This window comes from Veillonella parvula (genome assembly GCF_018366295.1).
Lineage (GTDB): Bacteria > Bacillota > Negativicutes > Veillonellales > Veillonellaceae > Veillonella > Veillonella parvula_P.
The window spans coordinates 45,001-62,113 of the sequence record NZ_JAGZIJ010000001.1 but is presented as its reverse complement, the minus strand read 5'-3'; the positions used below and the strand labels follow the sequence as shown (position 1 = coordinate 62,113).

General features: G+C 37.7%; 16 protein-coding genes. 2 read left to right on the top strand and 14 right to left on the bottom strand.

The window, feature by feature from the left end; genetic code table 11:
- Window positions 1-2 precede the first annotated feature (2 nt).
- The 13 genes from KHY58_RS00295 to polA all read right to left on the bottom strand — a co-directional run bounded on the left by KHY58_RS00295 (window position 3) and on the right by polA (window position 12,743).
- Window positions 3-935, bottom strand: a complete 933-nt coding sequence (locus KHY58_RS00295; protein ID WP_278457497.1) for a bifunctional riboflavin kinase/FAD synthetase — start codon at window positions 933-935, stop codon at window positions 3-5.
- Window positions 936-937: 2 nt separating this feature from the next.
- Window positions 938-1,879, bottom strand: coding sequence for a tRNA pseudouridine synthase B (locus KHY58_RS00290; protein WP_278457496.1), 942 nt, complete (start codon window positions 1,877-1,879; stop codon window positions 938-940).
- Between the two features lie 2 nt (window positions 1,880-1,881).
- A complete protein-coding gene (locus KHY58_RS00285; RefSeq protein WP_278457495.1) occupies window positions 1,882-2,823 on the bottom strand; it encodes a DHH family phosphoesterase in 942 nt (313 codons plus the stop codon).
- Window positions 2,824-2,840: 17 nt separating this feature from the next.
- Complete coding sequence (rbfA, locus tag KHY58_RS00280; RefSeq protein WP_012864260.1) at window positions 2,841-3,197, bottom strand: 30S ribosome-binding factor RbfA; 357 nt, start codon at window positions 3,195-3,197, stop codon at window positions 2,841-2,843.
- A 9-nt stretch (window positions 3,198-3,206) separates the two neighbouring features.
- On the bottom strand, window positions 3,207-5,675 hold the full coding sequence (infB, locus tag KHY58_RS00275; RefSeq protein WP_077708369.1) for a translation initiation factor IF-2: 2,469 nt from the start codon (window positions 5,673-5,675) through the stop codon (window positions 3,207-3,209).
- A gap of 15 nt (window positions 5,676-5,690) precedes the next feature.
- A complete protein-coding gene (locus tag KHY58_RS00270) occupies window positions 5,691-5,996 on the bottom strand; it encodes a L7Ae/L30e/S12e/Gadd45 family ribosomal protein (RefSeq protein ID WP_278457494.1) in 306 nt (101 codons plus the stop codon).
- A gap of 12 nt (window positions 5,997-6,008) precedes the next feature.
- On the bottom strand, window positions 6,009-6,278 hold the full coding sequence (rnpM, locus tag KHY58_RS00265; protein ID WP_021148062.1) for an RNase P modulator RnpM: 270 nt from the start codon (window positions 6,276-6,278) through the stop codon (window positions 6,009-6,011).
- Between the two features lie 2 nt (window positions 6,279-6,280).
- On the bottom strand, window positions 6,281-7,357 hold the full coding sequence (nusA, locus tag KHY58_RS00260) for a transcription termination factor NusA (RefSeq protein ID WP_012864256.1): 1,077 nt from the start codon (window positions 7,355-7,357) through the stop codon (window positions 6,281-6,283).
- 17 nt (window positions 7,358-7,374) lie between these two features.
- A complete protein-coding gene (gene rimP, locus KHY58_RS00255) occupies window positions 7,375-7,833 on the bottom strand; it encodes a ribosome maturation factor RimP (RefSeq protein WP_012864255.1) in 459 nt (152 codons plus the stop codon).
- A gap of 262 nt (window positions 7,834-8,095) precedes the next feature.
- Entirely contained in the window at window positions 8,096-8,791 is a 696-nt protein-coding gene (locus KHY58_RS00250; protein ID WP_278457493.1) for a hypothetical protein, read from the bottom strand.
- Entirely contained in the window at window positions 8,775-9,329 is a 555-nt protein-coding gene (locus KHY58_RS00245) for a lytic transglycosylase domain-containing protein (protein WP_012864253.1), read from the bottom strand. The genes KHY58_RS00250 and KHY58_RS00245 overlap by 17 nt, the downstream gene beginning before the upstream one ends.
- Before the next feature lie 160 nt (window positions 9,330-9,489).
- The gene (gene coaE / locus KHY58_RS00240; protein WP_278471454.1) at window positions 9,490-10,092 is read right to left on the bottom strand and encodes a dephospho-CoA kinase; all 603 of its coding nucleotides are present in this window, start codon (window positions 10,090-10,092) and stop codon (window positions 9,490-9,492) included.
- A gap of 29 nt (window positions 10,093-10,121) precedes the next feature.
- On the bottom strand, window positions 10,122-12,743 hold the full coding sequence (gene polA, locus KHY58_RS00235) for a DNA polymerase I (protein WP_278471452.1): 2,622 nt from the start codon (window positions 12,741-12,743) through the stop codon (window positions 10,122-10,124).
- A gap of 267 nt (window positions 12,744-13,010) precedes the next feature.
- On the opposite strand from polA, the gene rpsT reads away from it, so the two are divergent.
- On the top strand, window positions 13,011-13,271 hold the full coding sequence (gene rpsT / locus KHY58_RS00230) for a 30S ribosomal protein S20 (RefSeq protein ID WP_004692998.1): 261 nt from the start codon (window positions 13,011-13,013) through the stop codon (window positions 13,269-13,271).
- 142 nt (window positions 13,272-13,413) lie between these two features.
- A complete protein-coding gene (locus tag KHY58_RS00225; RefSeq protein WP_278471450.1) occupies window positions 13,414-15,618 on the top strand; it encodes an RNA ligase in 2,205 nt (734 codons plus the stop codon).
- A 295-nt stretch (window positions 15,619-15,913) separates the two neighbouring features.
- On the opposite strand, the gene KHY58_RS00220 is transcribed toward KHY58_RS00225, so the two are convergent.
- Window positions 15,914-17,086 carry a phosphopentomutase gene (locus KHY58_RS00220; RefSeq protein ID WP_278471447.1) on the bottom strand — a complete coding sequence of 391 codons (1,173 nt, stop codon included), beginning with the start codon at window positions 17,084-17,086 and terminating at the stop codon, window positions 15,914-15,916.
- Window positions 17,087-17,113 lie beyond the last annotated feature (27 nt).

Here is a 17,113-nt window from a genome sequence, read left to right as displayed (position 1 = left end):
TTTTATGCATTAGCTAAAATAGCTAGAGCCTGTTCTTCATCTACCTTCATTTGATCGATAAGGTCTTGTAAGTTATTAAATTTAACTTCTCCTCTAATATAAGAAATGAACTGTACAATCACTTCTTTTCCATATATATCCTGGTCAAAGTTAAAAACGTGTACTTCACATCTATGGTACTGATTTCTAAAGGTTGGATTATCTCCAATATTGCCTACCCCATCATACCAAATACCACCAATACATACACGATTAGCATAGACTCCATCTGGAGGTGTAGCCATTTCATTAGGAAGTAATAGATTTAATGTTGGAAATCCTAATGTGCGTCCCCGTTGATCACCTTTAATCACAGTTCCTTTAAACTGGAATGGCCTACCTAGCCAATGATTTGCATCCTCCAAACGTCCTTCATGAATAGCCTTTCTAATTTCTGTACTAGAAATAGGTGTACTACGACCATCACATGGCAGTAAAGGCTGTACAAGAACTCGTATATTCTTATCCGCTACCACTTTTTTCATATATTCTGGATTGCCAAGCCCCTTTGCACCAAATGTAAAGTTTTCACCAATTACAATAGCTTCCACATTCATATCATTGCAGAGATCATGTAAGAATTCATCTGCAGTCATTTTTAATAATGCTTCAGTCATAGGTAATCGTAAAATATAGTCAACTTTGAGCTCTTCTAGCACAGTATCCATAATCTCTTCTTGAATCACCCGTTTAGGTACTCGTTCTGGATGTAATATAGTCAACGGATGATGTTCAAAGGTAATGATAATACTTACGCCATTGACTGATGTAGCCTCTTCAACAGCCTTACGTATAACTCGTTGATGACCTCGATGAATGCCATCAAAGGTACCAAGGGCATATACTTTTGTATCTTTGATTTGACCTAGTTCATCAAACGAATGTATTTGCTTCATACTTATCCTTCAATAAAAATATTTTTTTCCACCTTTAATGAGTGGTTTGTTCGTCTCATAATACCTATGAAACCAAGAGGTCCATAGGCTCTATAAAAATTATCTGGCTCGGTAAAAGAAAATTCCCTTTCAATAGGTAATTCCTTCCCTTGCACCATCATCCTTAATTGTACACTATTTACAGTCACTTTTGAAAGATGAGAAACCGCCGCATCCGTTGGTAACAAAAGGCTTTTACCATGTAGCATTATCTCTTCAGCCATCTTAGCGGAACCGATGTCAAAAGGCCCTACTTGAGTACGTGCCAAAGAAGTCATAGTGCCAGGAATACCTAAAGCAATACAAATATCGCGTAATAATGAGCGAATATAAGTCCCCCCTGTGCATGTCACGCGAACCGTGAAAAAAGGGAATCCATAAGCAATGAGCTCAATATTTTTAATATGAATTTGGCGTAATAGTAGCTCCACAGGAATACCTTTACGGGCATATTCATAAGCTCGAATGCCGTTTACTTTAATAGCTGAATACTTAGACGGTCTTTGGTCCTGAATACCTGCAAATTTTTTCAAGATGCTAACCAGTTCTTCAAAGCTTGGTTTAACCATAGTTGCTGAGATCTCTGTAGATTGAATAGCTTGATTCAATACAACGCCATCACGCAATACCATATTAGTATCTGGCAATACAGTTTGTCCTGAGCTATCTTCAGTATCTGTAAAAGTACCCAATTTACATTCTGCTACATAAGTTTTATCAAAATCCTCGGTGTATTCTATAAGGCGAGTAGCCTTGCCAAGAAATACAGGCAATACACCATAAGCCATAGGATCTAATGTACCACTATGACCAATGCGCTTTTCCTTTAAAATACGACGACAAATAGCAACGGCATCATGACTCGTAATACCAGGAGGTTTTAAAAATGGTAAAATGCCATCCATTATTAAATCACCTCAATGAGAGCCTGTTTTGCTTCTTGTAACGGCAAATTAATAGTACACCCAGCAGCACGAATGTGACCACCTCCACCAAAATGGCTTGCTACAGCGTTCACATCAATACCTTTAGAACGTAAACTTACACGTGTTCTATTATCAGCTTCTGCTTTTAATAAAATTGCCACATCTACAGTATCAACATTTCTAATAATGTCTACAAAACCATCTGTATCATCGCCAAGAATATTCATGGCCTCACGATTTAGTTCGATAGTAGCAACTGTATTATTCTTATGAAACTCGATAGTTTGCATAACTTGTTTTGTTAACTCTAAACGACTGGCAGATACGGCTTCTATGGTTTCAGAAATAACATTTGGTCTAGCCCCTGCAGCTACACATTTAGCAGCCATCTCAAGGGTATTCGCCGTAGTATTACTAAACTTAAAGAAACCGCAGTCCGTAGCTATCGCCATATATAACGCGATACCCATAGACTCAGTGATAGGCCAATTCCATTTTGTACATAAGTCGGTGACAATTTCACCAGTAGCAGCAAAATCAGGCTTTAAATATAGATAATCCGCAAATTCCGTATTAGAAATATGGTGGTCTATATTAAAAATAGGTGCACTCCAAAGTGCACCTACTTTGCCAATTCGCTCATACGTGCTAGCATCCAAAACCATTAGCATATCAATATCAACTGGATTAGTTTCAAAATAGGCGACATCATGGATGTGGTCCGTATACCGTAAGAATGAGTACTTCTCAGGAACTACATCATCTACTACCATATATACAGTTTTACCTTGACCCACAAGGGCTTCGTAAAAGGCTACCATGGATCCGATAGCATCGCCATCAGGTCTAACATGGACGGTTAGCATAATAGAATTAGCTTCACACAGAGCCATATGTAATTGATTAATAGTAATCTTACTCATGTTCTGTATCCTTTGTTTTAATTTGTTTCTTCGTCCTTTTTAATTTCGTTCAAAAGGGATTCAATATGCATGCTATAGTCCAAGGACGTATCCTTATCAAAAGTGATGGAAGGAATATGTCGCAATTTAAGTACCTTTCCAAGCTCGGTACGAATATGTCCAGCCGCATGCTTTAATGCGATAAGGGTATCTTGTTTTTCCTTATCGGAACCAAACAAGGAAACATAAATCGTAGCTTCACGCAAATCACCTGTTACATGAACATCAGTAATTGTGGTAAAACCGATGCGAGGATCTTTCAACCCACGCATCAACATTTGACTTACCTCTTGTTTGATAAATTCTTGTAATTTTCTGACACGAACATCACTCATATAAACCTCCTATAATTGAGGTGCAATTTCTTCCATCAAGTATGCTTCAATAACGTCGCCTTCCTTGATGTCGCGATATCCTTCTAAGGAGATACCACATTCAAAGGATGTTTTAACTTCCTTAACTTCGTCTTTGAATCGACGTAAAGAATCAACCTTACCTTCAAATACAACGATGCCGTCACGAATTAAACGAACTTCAGAGTCGTTAGTAATACGACCTTCTGTTACATAGGAGCCAGCTACAATAGCCTTTGGTGTGGAAATAACCTGACGCACTTCTGCACGACCTACGACAACCTCTTTAAATTGAGGCGCCAACATACCGCGCATAGCAGATTCAACGTCATTGATAGCATCATAAATTACACGATATGTACGCAAGTCAACCTTTTCTTGTTCCGCTGCACGTCGAACATTAGCATCAGGGCGTACGTTGAAGCCCATTACAATCGCATTAGATGCAGATGCCAACATGATATCCGATTCATTAATGGCACCTACTGCAGCATGAACAATAACAATACGAACCTCAGGGTTTTTGATGCCTTCTAAAGATTGACGCAATGCTTCTACAGAACCTTGAACATCGGCTTTGATGATAATATTAAGATCCTTCAACTCGCCTTGTTGAATTTGGTTGAAAATATCATCTAATGTAACTTTATGTGTAGCTTGCAATTCTTGAACCCGTTGCTTAGCAATACGTTTTTCAGCAATTGCACGTGCTTCGTTGTCATCCATACCATTTATAATTTCACCGGCTTGTGGAACTTCGGAGAAGCCCAAAATTTCTACCGGCATAGATGGACGAGCAACTTTTACTTTTTCACCGCGCTCATTTGTCATGGCACGTACTTTACCGTATGCAGTACCAGCAAGTACTGTATCACCTACACGAAGAGAACCTTTTTGTACCAAGACAGTACATACAGCACCACGACCTTTATCAAGTTGAGCCTCGATAACTACGCCATATGCCTTACGGTTAGGGTTCGCTTTCAATTCCATAACTTCTGCTACGAGCAAGATATTTTCAAGTAAGTCATCAATACCTTGTTTTTGTTTAGCAGATACTGGAACCATGATTACATCGCCACCCCATTCTTCTGGTAAAAGGCCATGTTCAGACAATTGTTGTTTAACATGGTCTGGGTTAGCACCTGGTTTATCCATTTTGTTGATGGCTACAATAATAGGTACATCTGCAGACTTCGCATGATTAATAGCCTCGATAGTTTGCGGCATTACACCGTCGTCGGCAGCGACTACAAGAACTGCAATATCCGTAGATTTCGCACCGCGTAGACGCATAGCAGTAAATGCTTCATGACCTGGTGTATCAAGGAATGTGATTTTATTATCCTTGTAGCGAACTTGGTACGCACCAATATGTTGAGTGATACCACCAGCTTCGCCAGCTGTTACATTAGTTTGACGAATTACGTCCAACAAGGATGTTTTACCATGGTCAACGTGACCCATGATAGTTACTACAGGAGGTCGTGGTTTTAATGTTTCTGGTGCATCTTCAATTTCAATAACATCTGTAGGGTCTTCTTCAGGTTCTACTTCAGTTACAGTTACACCGAACTCTTCAGCCACGATAGTAGCTGTATCTACATCAACCTCTTGGTTAATGCTGGCCATAACACCTAAAAGCATCAATTTTTTGATGATTTCAGATACTTCGCGACCCATTTTTTCAGCTAAGTCTTTAACAGTTAGAGGCCCGCTCAATTCAATTTCTGTAGCAATTGCTGCTTCAGCTTTACGTTCAGCTTCTGCTTTTTGTTGTAGGTACTGCTCGTTACGATGTTTTACGCGATTTTTCTTTTTTTGCATAGATGTAGATAACAAGGATTGGGGGCGGTTATTACCACCTTTTTTATTTTTCTTGTTACGGCGATCATTATTAGAATTGCGGTTATCGTTATTGCGGTTGTCGCTATTACGATTATCGTTGTTTCGACTGTCATTGTTACGCACATCATTAGAACGACCGTTATTACGGTTATCATTATTGCGGGTATTATTAGGGCGATTGTTAGCACGGTCTCCACCATGTTGCTTACCATCGGATTTGCGTGTAGGCTCAGAGATTTGTACATGACGGACATTGCCTTTTTTATGGTCCTTTTGTTTAGATTGATCGTCTTGTTTTTGACCAGCTTGTTTGTGTTTATCTTTTTTCTGTTCGTTAGAACGATTTGAATGCTGTTGTTTATGTGATGCAGCTTCCTGTTTATGGGCTGCAGTTGGAGCAGATTTCGATTCTACCTTTTTTTCTTTTTTTTGTGCTACTTTAGGAGCTTCAGATTTTTTACCTAATTGTTTTTTTACAATTTCATAACCTGAATCATCTACAGAATTAACTGCTTTAGTAACATTAATATTATGTTGTTGCAAGATAGAAATGACCTGCTTGCTTTCAACGCCGAACTCTTTGGCGATTTCATGAACGCGTTTTTTGGACATCTACATACCCCCTTATTATCGATCAATCTCTTTAAGTAATGCCTTTGCAAATCCATCATCTAGTAGGGCGACTACTACCCGAACTTCCTTACCAATGGCCGTTCCTAAAGCCTCTTTATCGGCAATACTGTGAAGTGGAATGTGATGGGTTTCTGCTAATTGAGTATATTTCTTTTCATTATTGGCTGCACAATCACTAGCAAGAAGCACTAATTTCGGTTCCTTTCTCTTTATAGCTTTTTCTACGATAAAATCACCAGAAATAACTTTTCCTGCTCGTTGCGCTAAGCCTAAGAGATTTAAAATTTTATCTTCATTCATGTATATCAGTGATTACTCATTCTCTTGTAAATCACGTTGTAACGCTTCATATATCTCTTTAGATACGCTATGCTTTAAGGACCGTTCTAATCGTTTAGCCTTATAGGCCTGCTCAAAACATGACATGGATTCACATAAATAAGCTCCACGTCCTGGTGCTTTACCGCTGCGATCAATAGTGATATTGCCGTCAGGACTCAAGGCTAAGCGAATCAATTCTCGTTTTGCCTTAGGTTCACCACATCCTACGCAAGTACGCATAGGTTGGGATTTTGGTTTCATGACTATTCACCATCCTCAGCATTGCCGAAACCTGTAAAAGGTTCTTCAGCAGCTTGAGTTTCACTTTTAATATCGATTTTCCAGTTAGTCAACTTAGCCGCCAAACGAGCATTTTGACCAGCCTTACCAATAGCTAAAGATAATTGGTAATCAGGTACTACTACATATGAAGATTTTTCTTCTTCGCTTACATCTACCGATACAACCTTCGCAGGGCTTAAGGAGTTAGCAATGTAAATTGCTGGATCTTCATCCCATTTTACAATGTCTATTTTTTCATCGTGTAATTCATCAACAATATGTTGTACACGTTGCCCTTTAGGACCTACGCAAGCACCTACAGGATCAATATTTTCATCACGACTATATACAGCGATTTTAGAACGCATCCCCGGCTCACGAGCTACAGACTTAAGCTCTACTACGCCTTCAAAGATTTCTGGAACCTCTAGCTCAAATAGACGTTTCAATAAACCTGGATGTGTGCGAGAAATCATAATTTGAGGGCCTTTCGTAGTTTTCTTAACCTCTACGATATAGCATTTAATACGATCTCCTTCACGGTATGTTTCTGTAACAATTTGCTCAGTTGGAGGCAAAATCGCTTCCGTTTTACCAAGATTGATAAATACATTTTTACCTTCAACGCGAGTAATAACGCCAGTGATGATATCTCCTTCACGGCTGTAATACTCTTCGTATACTACACTCCGCTCAGCCTCTTTTAAACGTTGAATGAGCATTTGTTTAGCAGTATGGGCAGCACTACGGCCAAAGTTGGCAGGAGTTACATCTACTTCTACTACATCACCAATCTCAAAACGTTTATCTTTTTTGCGAGCGTCCAATAAGCTGATTTCTGTTTCAGGTAATTCAACAGTTTCCACAACTTGTTTTTTAGCCATTACTTTATAAACGCCTGTTTCGCGGTCAATCACAACGTACGCATCTGGGTTAGATGTTGGTTCTTTGCGATATGCTTGCAACAATGCAGCCTCTAAGGATTCAAAAATAACCTCAGGAGCAAAACCTTTTTGCTTTGTAAGCACCATTACCGCTTGAATTAATTCTTGACTCACTCGTATGCCTCCATATATTAAAAATCAAGATGTAATCGAATTTGTGCAATGGTAGAACGTTCAAATGTCATGCTTTCACCATTGATAGTAAATTCGATAGTTGTGTCTGTAAAACCTTGTAATGCACCAGTAAATTGTTTACTACCATTAATAGCCTTAAACAACTGAATATCTACATCACGGCCATTATAGCGAACTAAGTCCTTGTCTTTCTTAAGAACTCGATCAAGACCGGGAGAAGATACCTCCAATAAATAGTTTTCCGTAATTGGATCCTTTTCGTCGAGGACAGCACTTAATTTTTCGCTCACCAACTGACAGTCATCCAAATCTACACCACCTGGTTTATCAAGGTAGACACGTAAATACCAATCCCGTTCACGTACATAGTCTACATCGACGAGTTCCATATCGGTGCCGGCTATAATACCTTCAACCACAGAGGATACAAACTCCTCCACTGCTTCTCTTTTCATAGCCATCGCCTCCTTACTTACTACATCTTGTATATATCTCTTGATAAAAACACTATAAAATTGAGCTAATCATAAATGAAAGAGTGGACATACGCCCACTCTTTTAAAAGATTTATATAAAAGTCATATATAGTATATCACATTTACTGCGTATATACAAATTCTACGTTTTCTAATGGGCATTAAAGAAACCAATCCCACATAAGTCATTTTATAAAAACAAAAAATGACAAAAAATAGCATAGTTAAATCTATCCAAACTTTAATCAATGCGCTCATTCAAACCTTTTAATATAGCACCTAAATGCTCGCGCAATAACAATGCTAAATCATCTAGATTTTTTGCATCTAAATGATGGTCAATTTCTGGATAGCTTTTATACCGAAGTTCCGCAAAGTATTCATCACGTAATTCATTATAATACAATAGTAAGCCTGTACACTCGTCCATCTTACGGTATTCGCCGATGATAAAAGACCCATTAATCATGCGAATCGCATGGGCTGGATCAATATCGCGTACAAAACCTTCTAACTCCTCAGGCATAACTTGTGAGAAGTCCCATTCAGGAATTCCTCGGCGACGATAAGTAAAAGTAAAGTTATTAGCAGGTTCTATTAACATATTGGTTAACCCTTTTACACATCGTTCTTGTAGCCCTGTCCAAAAAGACTCTAAATCGGCTCGCACAAAAGAAATGTCCACAAAGGAAAATAGTGGCATTTCTATATGTACTGTATAGTCCTCTACCTCTTTATCATACAAGGCAGACCAACGCCATCCCAAATCGTTTTGATAGTGGAAAATAGGTACCTTCAATACGTCTTCACCAGCACTAATACGATTAGCTAACTTTGTATAGTCACTTTCAGTAGAGGTAACTAGTGTAAAACCTTCAATGGATTGAGGCAACCAGGAATAGTCTAAGGCTTTACAAGCTTCAATAATCGTTTCCATATAATGCCTCATATCTTTCTTGATACTGTAAGACTGCTTTTACATAGCTACGAGTCTCAGGAAACGGAATCGTATCAACCATTCCATTCCAGTTATTTTCGTGAATCCACGATTCCACATGACCACGACCAGCATTATAAGCAGCTAATGCTAGTACTTGATCCCCATTAAACTCCTTCAGCAAATGACCTAGGTACCAAGTACCTAGCTCAATATTTATAGTAGGTTCTTTTAATTGACGATCTGTATAATTGCCATGCCCAACTTGTTGTGCCACCCAACGAGCTGTATCTGGCATGAGTTGCATCAATCCAAGCGCACCGGTTTCAGACTCCGCTGTGTTTTTATACTTGCTTTCAGCTAAGATAACACTGGCCACCAAAGACGGAGGTACCTGCTCTTTCTCAGCTGCGGCTATAACTTCTTCTTTATAGTTAAAGGGATACGCGATTTGACGCGCGAAATGGTCATCTAGATATGTAAAATAAAACCATCCTAGTACGACACAGGATAGTGCCGTTGCCGTTGCACGTTTCATATATCCCCCTTTCTACATACAAACTGAAAATAGTCATCAAAATCTAACATATAACAAATGCTAAACTAATATTATGCTAAGTTTTATGGGCTTATTATACCATTTATTACTATTATTTATATACCAAATTTGACACATAAAATGGCAATTATCAATTTTCTTATAGAGCTGATTCGATACGCTCATTCCAGATGGTATCTAATTGTTCCTTTAAATCCAGAGGTGTACCATTATTATCAATGATTACATCCGCATAAGTCCGTTTGTCATCAAGACGCATTTGACTCTTAATACGAGCCAATGCATCCTCTTTGGTAAATCCATTGCGGTTCATTAAGCGCTCAATTTGAGTCGACTCATTCACATATACGAGCCACACCTCGTCCATCATGGTATACCACTCTCCTTCGATAAGTAAGGGAATGTCATATAGTAAAACTGGTGTATGTAGTGCCTCATAATGAGCTGTGAGCTCCATGATTCGATTTTGAATATGCTCTTTTAAACAACCATTCAGTTGTTGGCGTTTTTTTTCATTGTGAAAGATAATAGCCCCTAATACTTCTCGGTTTAATGTCCTATCACCGTGCAATACATCGGTTCCAAATGCAGCTACAATTGCTTCTAGCCCTTTTGTACCAGGCTCTACGACTTCACGAGCCACAATATCAGCATCGATATATGGTATACCTTTATCCTTAAAATATGTAAGAACTGTACTTTTGCCAGATGCAATGCCACCAGTTAAGCCAATTTTAAACATATATACCTTCTATTAATTATAAATATATATTACTTTACTAATGCCCAGTTTTCTGCATGATGTACGTCTACAATAAGAGGTACTTGTAGCTCTACAACAGATTGCATTGTACTACGTAATAATTCTTCTATAGCTTCTAATTCAGAGTTCACCACTTCAAGCACTAGTTCGTCATGTACTTGTAATAAAAGTCGAGACTTAAAGTTTTGTTCTTCTAATTTTTTCTCCACTTGGTTCATGGCTAACTTAATAATATCTGCGGCAGTACCTTGAATTGGCGTATTCATTGCGGTCCGTTCAGCAAAAGAACGACGGTTAAAGTTACGACTATTAATATCAGGTAACTCGCGTTGACGACCGAACATAGTGCGAACCTTCCCTGTTTCATGAGCCTCTTGAACCATTCGATCCATATACTCTTTAACCTTAGGATAACGACTAAAATAAAGTTCAATATAGTTTTTAGCTTCACCCCGTGTAATACCAAGATCACGAGATAAACCAAAGTCAGAAATACCGTAAATAATACCGAAGTTAATCGCTTTCGCATGAGAACGTTCTTCGCTAGTTACATCATCTTGAGCTTTACCAAGCACCTCTGCAGCAGTAAAACGGTGAATATCCTTGCCTTCTACAAAGGCTTTAATCAATGCTTCATCGCCAGATAAATGGGCTAAAATGCGCAACTCAATTTGGGAGTAATCGGCACTCACCAATGTATCATATCCAGCACCTGGGTAAAATAAAGCGCGAATTTCACGGCCTTTTTCGGTACGAACAGGAATATTTTGCAAGTTCGGATCAGATGAGCTAAGTCGACCTGTAGCCGTAACCATTTGATTGAAAGTCGTATGAATACGACGAGTCTTATCATTGATAAGAACTGCCAAACCTTCGCAATAGGTAGATACTAATTTAGCAACAGAACGGTATGCCAAGATTTTTTCAACAATCGGACTTTCGTGACGAAGCATATCCAGTACTTCCGCATCTGTAGAATAGCCGGTCTTAGTTTTCTTGATGATTGGCAAGTTCATCTTTTCAAACAAGATTACACCCAATTGTTTAGGTGAATTGATATTGAAATTTTCTCCAGCTAATTCATAAATCTCTTGTTGTACTTCGGCTAGTTCCTCTTTAAAACGAGTTGTTGTTTCCGCCAACTTCTCTGTATCGATATAGATACCATTCTTTTCCATCACTACTAAAGTATGAATCAAAGGCAACTCAATCGTTTCATATAAAGACCATAACTCTTCACGACGAGCAGATTCACAAGCTGCTTCGTTCATGGCGAGTAATGCTTTCACCATGGATACGCATTCTACATCTACACTACCGCTAGCAATGCTAGGTACGGAGAAGCGCTCAGTTAGATAAAGATATCCATAATTAGTACGTGTAGGATCTAATAAATACGCAATGAGAGACATATCGTGAACACGAGCAGTTTTATCAGCATTAAATAAAGAGATCTCAGCTGGCACATCTGCACCAAAGGCTTCGATAATCTCCTTGGTCTGAGTTGTAACGATGACTTTAGCACCTTGTAAAACAGCTAAAACAGCTTTAGTATCGTCTGTTTTTACAATAGTATCACCATTAGATAGATACGTATTCGTTACCGTTCTAAATGGTGTTTTTCCATCTAATATAACATGTACTGCTACCGTCTTATCTTTATAGAAGTCGGCTGTTAATACTTTAGCATCTGCTAAATCATCTAAGGAAATCTCCTCTTGTGGTGCAAATAATGAGCCTGGATCTCCAAAAGCTGCTTCATCGCCCCCCATTACTTGAACAATGCGAGGTGTTAATTTAGTGAAGCCTAAAGTTTCAAATAAAGGCTGTACTTCAGAGGTATGGAAGTTTTGTACAAAATCTTCTACTTTATAAGATAACTCCATATCTGTTTTTATTGTTGCCAACTCACGAGATAAAAAGGCTAACTCTTTATTCTCTACGAGGCGCTCTTTTAATTTCTTACCAGAAATATCTTCAATATGTTCGTATACAGATTCAAGATTGCCATATTCGGTAATTAATTTAAGCGCTGTTTTCTCACCTACGCCTGGTACACCTGGAATATTATCGGAAGAGTCACCCATAAGCGCCTTCATTTCGATAACCTTATCAGGACCATAACCATAAAGTTCCTCCATATTATCTAGAGTAACTTCTAACATGTCAGAAATACCTTTTTTAGTTAAGAACACATGGCTATGTTCTGTTACAAGCTGTAAATTATCGCGGTCACCTGTAATAATTTGAACAGCCATTTCAGGGGCTCCAAACTTTTTACTTAAAGATCCAAGAATATCATCCCCTTCAAAGCCTTCTTCTTCGATGACACAAATGCCCAATGCTTTTAATACATCTTGAATTAAAGTAAATTGTGGACGCAAATCCTCAGGTGCATCTGGACGATTTCCTTTATATTCGCTATACATTTCAGTACGGAATGTTTGACGACCTTTATCAAAAGCTACGGCAATATAGTCAGGATTAATTTCTTCATACAATTTAATGAGCATCGTTAAGAAGCCATATACTGCATTCGTTGGTGTTCCTAAAGCGGATTTCAACGGTGGTAATGCAAAAAATGCGCGAAATAACAAACTGCTGCCATCTATAATCATTAATTTTTTCATAAGACACCTCACTTAATTCTATTCTTCATTATAACATAAGGACCCTTTTAACTTTCATAAATAAAAATTAATATATTGGTACACTATAAAATGAATGATTAATTTAATTTTAAAAACCACATATATGCTTTCATAAATAAACAGTAGAATATGTTTTATAAATCATGTCATTAAGGAAAATATTGGGCTGAAAAGTCCTTGCGTATCAATATTTGGTATGATATAATCATTCAGGTATAAGAAACGATTTTTAAGGAGGTGACTCAATTGCCAAACATTAAATCCAGTATTAGAAGCGTAAAAACGGATGCTGAACGTCGTGCGAAAAATGCCGCTGTAAAATCTCAAATTCGTACAGCAGCTCGTAAAACCGTTGAAGCTGTTCAAGCAGGCGCAGTAGAAGAAGCAAAACAAGCACTTGTTCATGCTACTAGCGTAATTGATAAAGCAGCCTCCAAAGGTGTACTTCATAAAAACACTGCAGCTCGCAAAAAATCTAACCTTGCAGCTAAAGTAAACGCTTTATAATTTTAAAAGCAAGCAAGACAGTCTCTCGGGGATCCGTTGAGACTGTTTTTTTTATGGCCTTTTCTATTTAATCATAAAATATTTTTCGTTTGTTATACAGATATATTATTACGCCCTATGGGCAGATTAGAGGACTATTACTATGAGAACACTATTATTAATGCGTGGTGCTCCTGCTAGTGGTAAGTCTCAGTGGATTCGTGATAACAATCTTGAGGCTTACACCCTTGAAGCCGATCATTTCCGTATGCTTTTACGTAGCCCTTCCCTTGGTGAGAATGGCTGGTATATTTCACAAGAGGATAATGGTCCAACATGGAAGCTCCTACTAGATTGTTTAGAAAAACGAATGATCAATGGCGACTTTGTCGTCTTAGATGCTACCCACACTACATCTAAAGCTGTTAATGCTTACAAAGAATTGCTTAACAAATATAAATATACTGTATATTACTATGAACCAGATACATCCTTAGAGGATTGCTTGGCCCGTAATGCGGCTCGCGCCGATTACAAACGCGTGCCAGAGCAAGTCATTCATCGTATGTACAAAATGATTAAAACAAGTACATTACCAAAGTTTTGTAAAAAAATTAACTCTATTGATGAAATCAACAATTACTTCACGGTTAATCTAACAAATAGATATGATCGAGTGCGTGTTATCGGTGATATTCACGGTTGCTACACCGCATTACAACAAGCTATTACACCATGGGATGAAAAAACATTATACATCTTCTGCGGTGACTATTTAGAACGCGGTATTGAAAACAAAGAAATGATGTACGAAATGATGCGTCTCAGCACATTCCCTAATACAATTATGTTAGAAGGCAATCACGAGCGACATATTGCAAACTTTGCATTTCATACAAATTTAGATCGTTCTAAACGCTTTATGAAAGATGTGGTAGCACCTATCGTAAAGGATATGACGAAAAAAGAAGTGGAATCACTTCAACGAGAACTGCGACTCTTTTATAAATCACTTCGTCAATGTTATCCTTTTAGCTTTCATAGCAAAAAATATTTAGTTTCCCATGGTGGTATCTCCTATGTGCCTAATATGACCTTCATAGCTACCTCAACCTTTATTAATGGGTTTGGCGCTTACGAAACAAATATCGCTAATATCTACGATACTAATTACGAGCAAAACATGTGTCAGGACTTCATTCAAATTCACGGTCATCGTGGCGTTCCAGATGGAAAGTACTCCTTCTGTTTGGAAGGAGAAGTTGAGTTTGGTGGAGAACTAAAATACATTGATATCATAGCTAATACTTTCACAAAAAATGGAATTAAAAACGATGTATATGATAAAGATTATATGCGCCATGAATTCCAAAATATGACACAACATGTCATCTTCACACAAAATGAAGATATTAATATTATTGGCAATTCAAAATTAGTAAAAGTAAAACAATGTTTCCCTAACCTATATTCCTTGAACTTTACCTCTCGTGTATTTCATAAACGATTATGGAATGAAAGTACAGTACAAGCTCGTGGATTATTTGTGGATCGAATTACAGGAGATGTGAAATTACGTAGTTATAATAAATTCTTTAATCTTGGTGAGCGCCCAGAAACAGAGTTAGATAATCTAGCTAATATTCTCTCCTTCCCAGTTGAAATTAGAACTAAAGAAAATGGTTACCTTGCCATTCTTGGCGTTATCAACAAAGAATTAGTATTTGCCTCTAAATCTACAACAGAGGGTATACATGTGGATTTATTTAAAAACCTCTTCCATAGATTACCTGAAGGCTTACAAGTAGAAATCAAAGATTTATTAGCACGTAATAACTGCTCTATGATATTTGAGGTCATCAGCCAAGAGGATACTCATATCATTAAATACGACCAAGACCATCTCTATGTACTCGATATTATTCAAAATACTCTAGACGTAAATGGTAAGCATATAGATGTCCCATTCTCTAGAGAAAAATTAGCTGAACTTTATACGATTTTACAAAAATATGACACTGACTTGATTTCCATTGTTAAAACAGTTCAACAAGTTTCTACCATGGATGAGCTTCAAGCCATCATAAATGAGGAGCTAAATTCATTCCATAAATCTGAAGGCTTTGTATTAGTCGATAGCAATGGTTTTATGACTAAATTCAAAGGTCCTTATTATAATACGTGGAAGCACAGACGAAATCGCATTCTAGAGCCATATCAAAAATTTGGTAAAATTCCATATGGAAACTGTAAAAATGAAGATGACACTAAATTTGCAGACTTCCTTGGTTCATTAGATTATGATGTGGTATGTAAGTCTACCATACTTGATATTAAAGATATGATGGAAAGTCAAGGCTTGTTATAGTTAAATAAACTCATCCTGTTTTAAGGATAAAAGCAAAAGGGACTATAACCAAATAGTCCCTTACTACTAAAAATAGCTATTAGTTGATTATATATAATCAACTAATAGCTATTTTTTCTGTATTTTTTTAAGGAAAAATGGCCCAAAGTACACATTCCATTGGTATATGATTTAGTAGGTATGAAAAAGAACAAAATAAATGAATTTAATTATAACAAATTATCCATACAATTTTTTGATAACAGTATTATAAGATTATATTCAATTATATATAAGAAATAGTTTCTATACAAAGCTACACTTTCAAAGAATTAAGAAATGAAGAACCAATCCCCCATTGTTTCAATCCAAAGTTTTGTAATACTGTTTCACCTATATCCGCAAAACTATGTCTATCACCCAAAGCTACTGAATGACTCATACTTGGACTATAAGCTAGCAAAGGCACCATTTCTCTCGTATGGTCTGTACCTTTCCAAGTCGGATCATTCCCATGATCTGCGGTGATAAGAAGTAAATCGTCATCTTTAAGCAAGTCCAACAAACCACCTAATTGGTAATCAAAGTCTTCAATAGCACGCTTATACCCTTCTACATTACGCCGATGACCGTACAGACTATCAAATTCAACAAGGTTGACCATCATGAACCCCCGTGCAAAGCTTTGGCCCAATAGATAAGGAACTACGTTCATACCATGCGCGTTAGACTTTGTCGGATATGATGCATCCCAGCCAACATGAGCATAAATATCGCCGATTTTGCCAACTGCCACTGTCGGAATGTTTGCGTCTTGTAACTCTTGTTGCACCATTTTCTTTTCAGGCATGCGACTATAGTCATGACGATTTGAAGTACGTACAAAATGCCCTGGTGTACCAACAAAAGGTCGAGCTATGATACGCCCCACATAATAATCACCGACACATACCTTATCACGTGTAATTTGACACATGCGATACAACTCTTCTAAAGGAATGATATCCTCATGAGCAGCGATTTGAAAAACAGAATCCGCCGATGTATAAACGATTGGCTTACCTGTTCTTATATGTTCTTCTCCGAGGCGTTCAATAATTTCTGTACCAGATGCTACCTCATTACCAAGAAAGCCATAACCCGTTTCCTTCGTGAAAGTATCCATCAATTCCTTAGGAAATCCTTCATAAAATGTCGGAAATGGTACCGTTACAGGATGCCCCATCATCTCCCAATGTCCGCTTGTCGTATCTTTACCGGTACTCATTTCCGCCATACGACCATAAGCACCAATAACAGGCTCATCAAACGCTGAAATATCGGCAATATTAGCTAAACCTATGGATTTTAAATTTGGGCAGCGAATAGGTCCTGCTACAGCTTCGATATGTCCCAATGTATTCGAACCTTCATCGCCAAATTTAATCGCATCAGCTGCATATCCTACGCCGACACTGTCCATTACTAGTAGAATAATTCGATTATACATATGTACTCCTAAATCTATATGAGATTA

What these genes read in the sequence shown, in the direction of transcription:
- infB (WP_077708369.1), bottom strand. Translation starts at nt 5,675, where the DNA reads ATGTCCAAAAAACGCGTTCATGAAATCGCCAAAGAGTTCGGCGTTGAA.
- rbfA (WP_012864260.1), bottom strand. Translation starts at nt 3,197, where the DNA reads ATGAGTGATGTTCGTGTCAGAAAATTACAAGAATTTATCAAACAAGAG.
- KHY58_RS00220 (WP_278471447.1), bottom strand. Translation starts at nt 17,086, where the DNA reads ATGTATAATCGAATTATTCTACTAGTAATGGACAGTGTCGGCGTAGGA.
- KHY58_RS00245 (WP_012864253.1), bottom strand. Translation starts at nt 9,329, where the DNA reads ATGAAACGTGCAACGGCAACGGCACTATCCTGTGTCGTACTAGGATGG.
- KHY58_RS00225 (WP_278471450.1), top strand. Translation starts at nt 13,414, where the DNA reads ATGAGAACACTATTATTAATGCGTGGTGCTCCTGCTAGTGGTAAGTCT.
- KHY58_RS00250 (WP_278457493.1), bottom strand. Translation starts at nt 8,791, where the DNA reads ATGGAAACGATTATTGAAGCTTGTAAAGCCTTAGACTATTCCTGGTTG.
- KHY58_RS00295 (WP_278457497.1), bottom strand. Translation starts at nt 935, where the DNA reads ATGAAGCAAATACATTCGTTTGATGAACTAGGTCAAATCAAAGATACA.
- rnpM (WP_021148062.1), bottom strand. Translation starts at nt 6,278, where the DNA reads ATGAAACCAAAATCCCAACCTATGCGTACTTGCGTAGGATGTGGTGAA.
- rimP (WP_012864255.1), bottom strand. Translation starts at nt 7,833, where the DNA reads ATGAAAAGAGAAGCAGTGGAGGAGTTTGTATCCTCTGTGGTTGAAGGT.
- polA (WP_278471452.1), bottom strand. Translation starts at nt 12,743, where the DNA reads ATGAAAAAATTAATGATTATAGATGGCAGCAGTTTGTTATTTCGCGCA.
- KHY58_RS00290 (WP_278457496.1), bottom strand. Translation starts at nt 1,879, where the DNA reads ATGGATGGCATTTTACCATTTTTAAAACCTCCTGGTATTACGAGTCAT.
- KHY58_RS00270 (WP_278457494.1), bottom strand. Translation starts at nt 5,996, where the DNA reads ATGAATGAAGATAAAATTTTAAATCTCTTAGGCTTAGCGCAACGAGCA.
- KHY58_RS00285 (WP_278457495.1), bottom strand. Translation starts at nt 2,823, where the DNA reads ATGAGTAAGATTACTATTAATCAATTACATATGGCTCTGTGTGAAGCT.
- coaE (WP_278471454.1), bottom strand. Translation starts at nt 10,092, where the DNA reads ATGTTTAAAATTGGCTTAACTGGTGGCATTGCATCTGGCAAAAGTACA.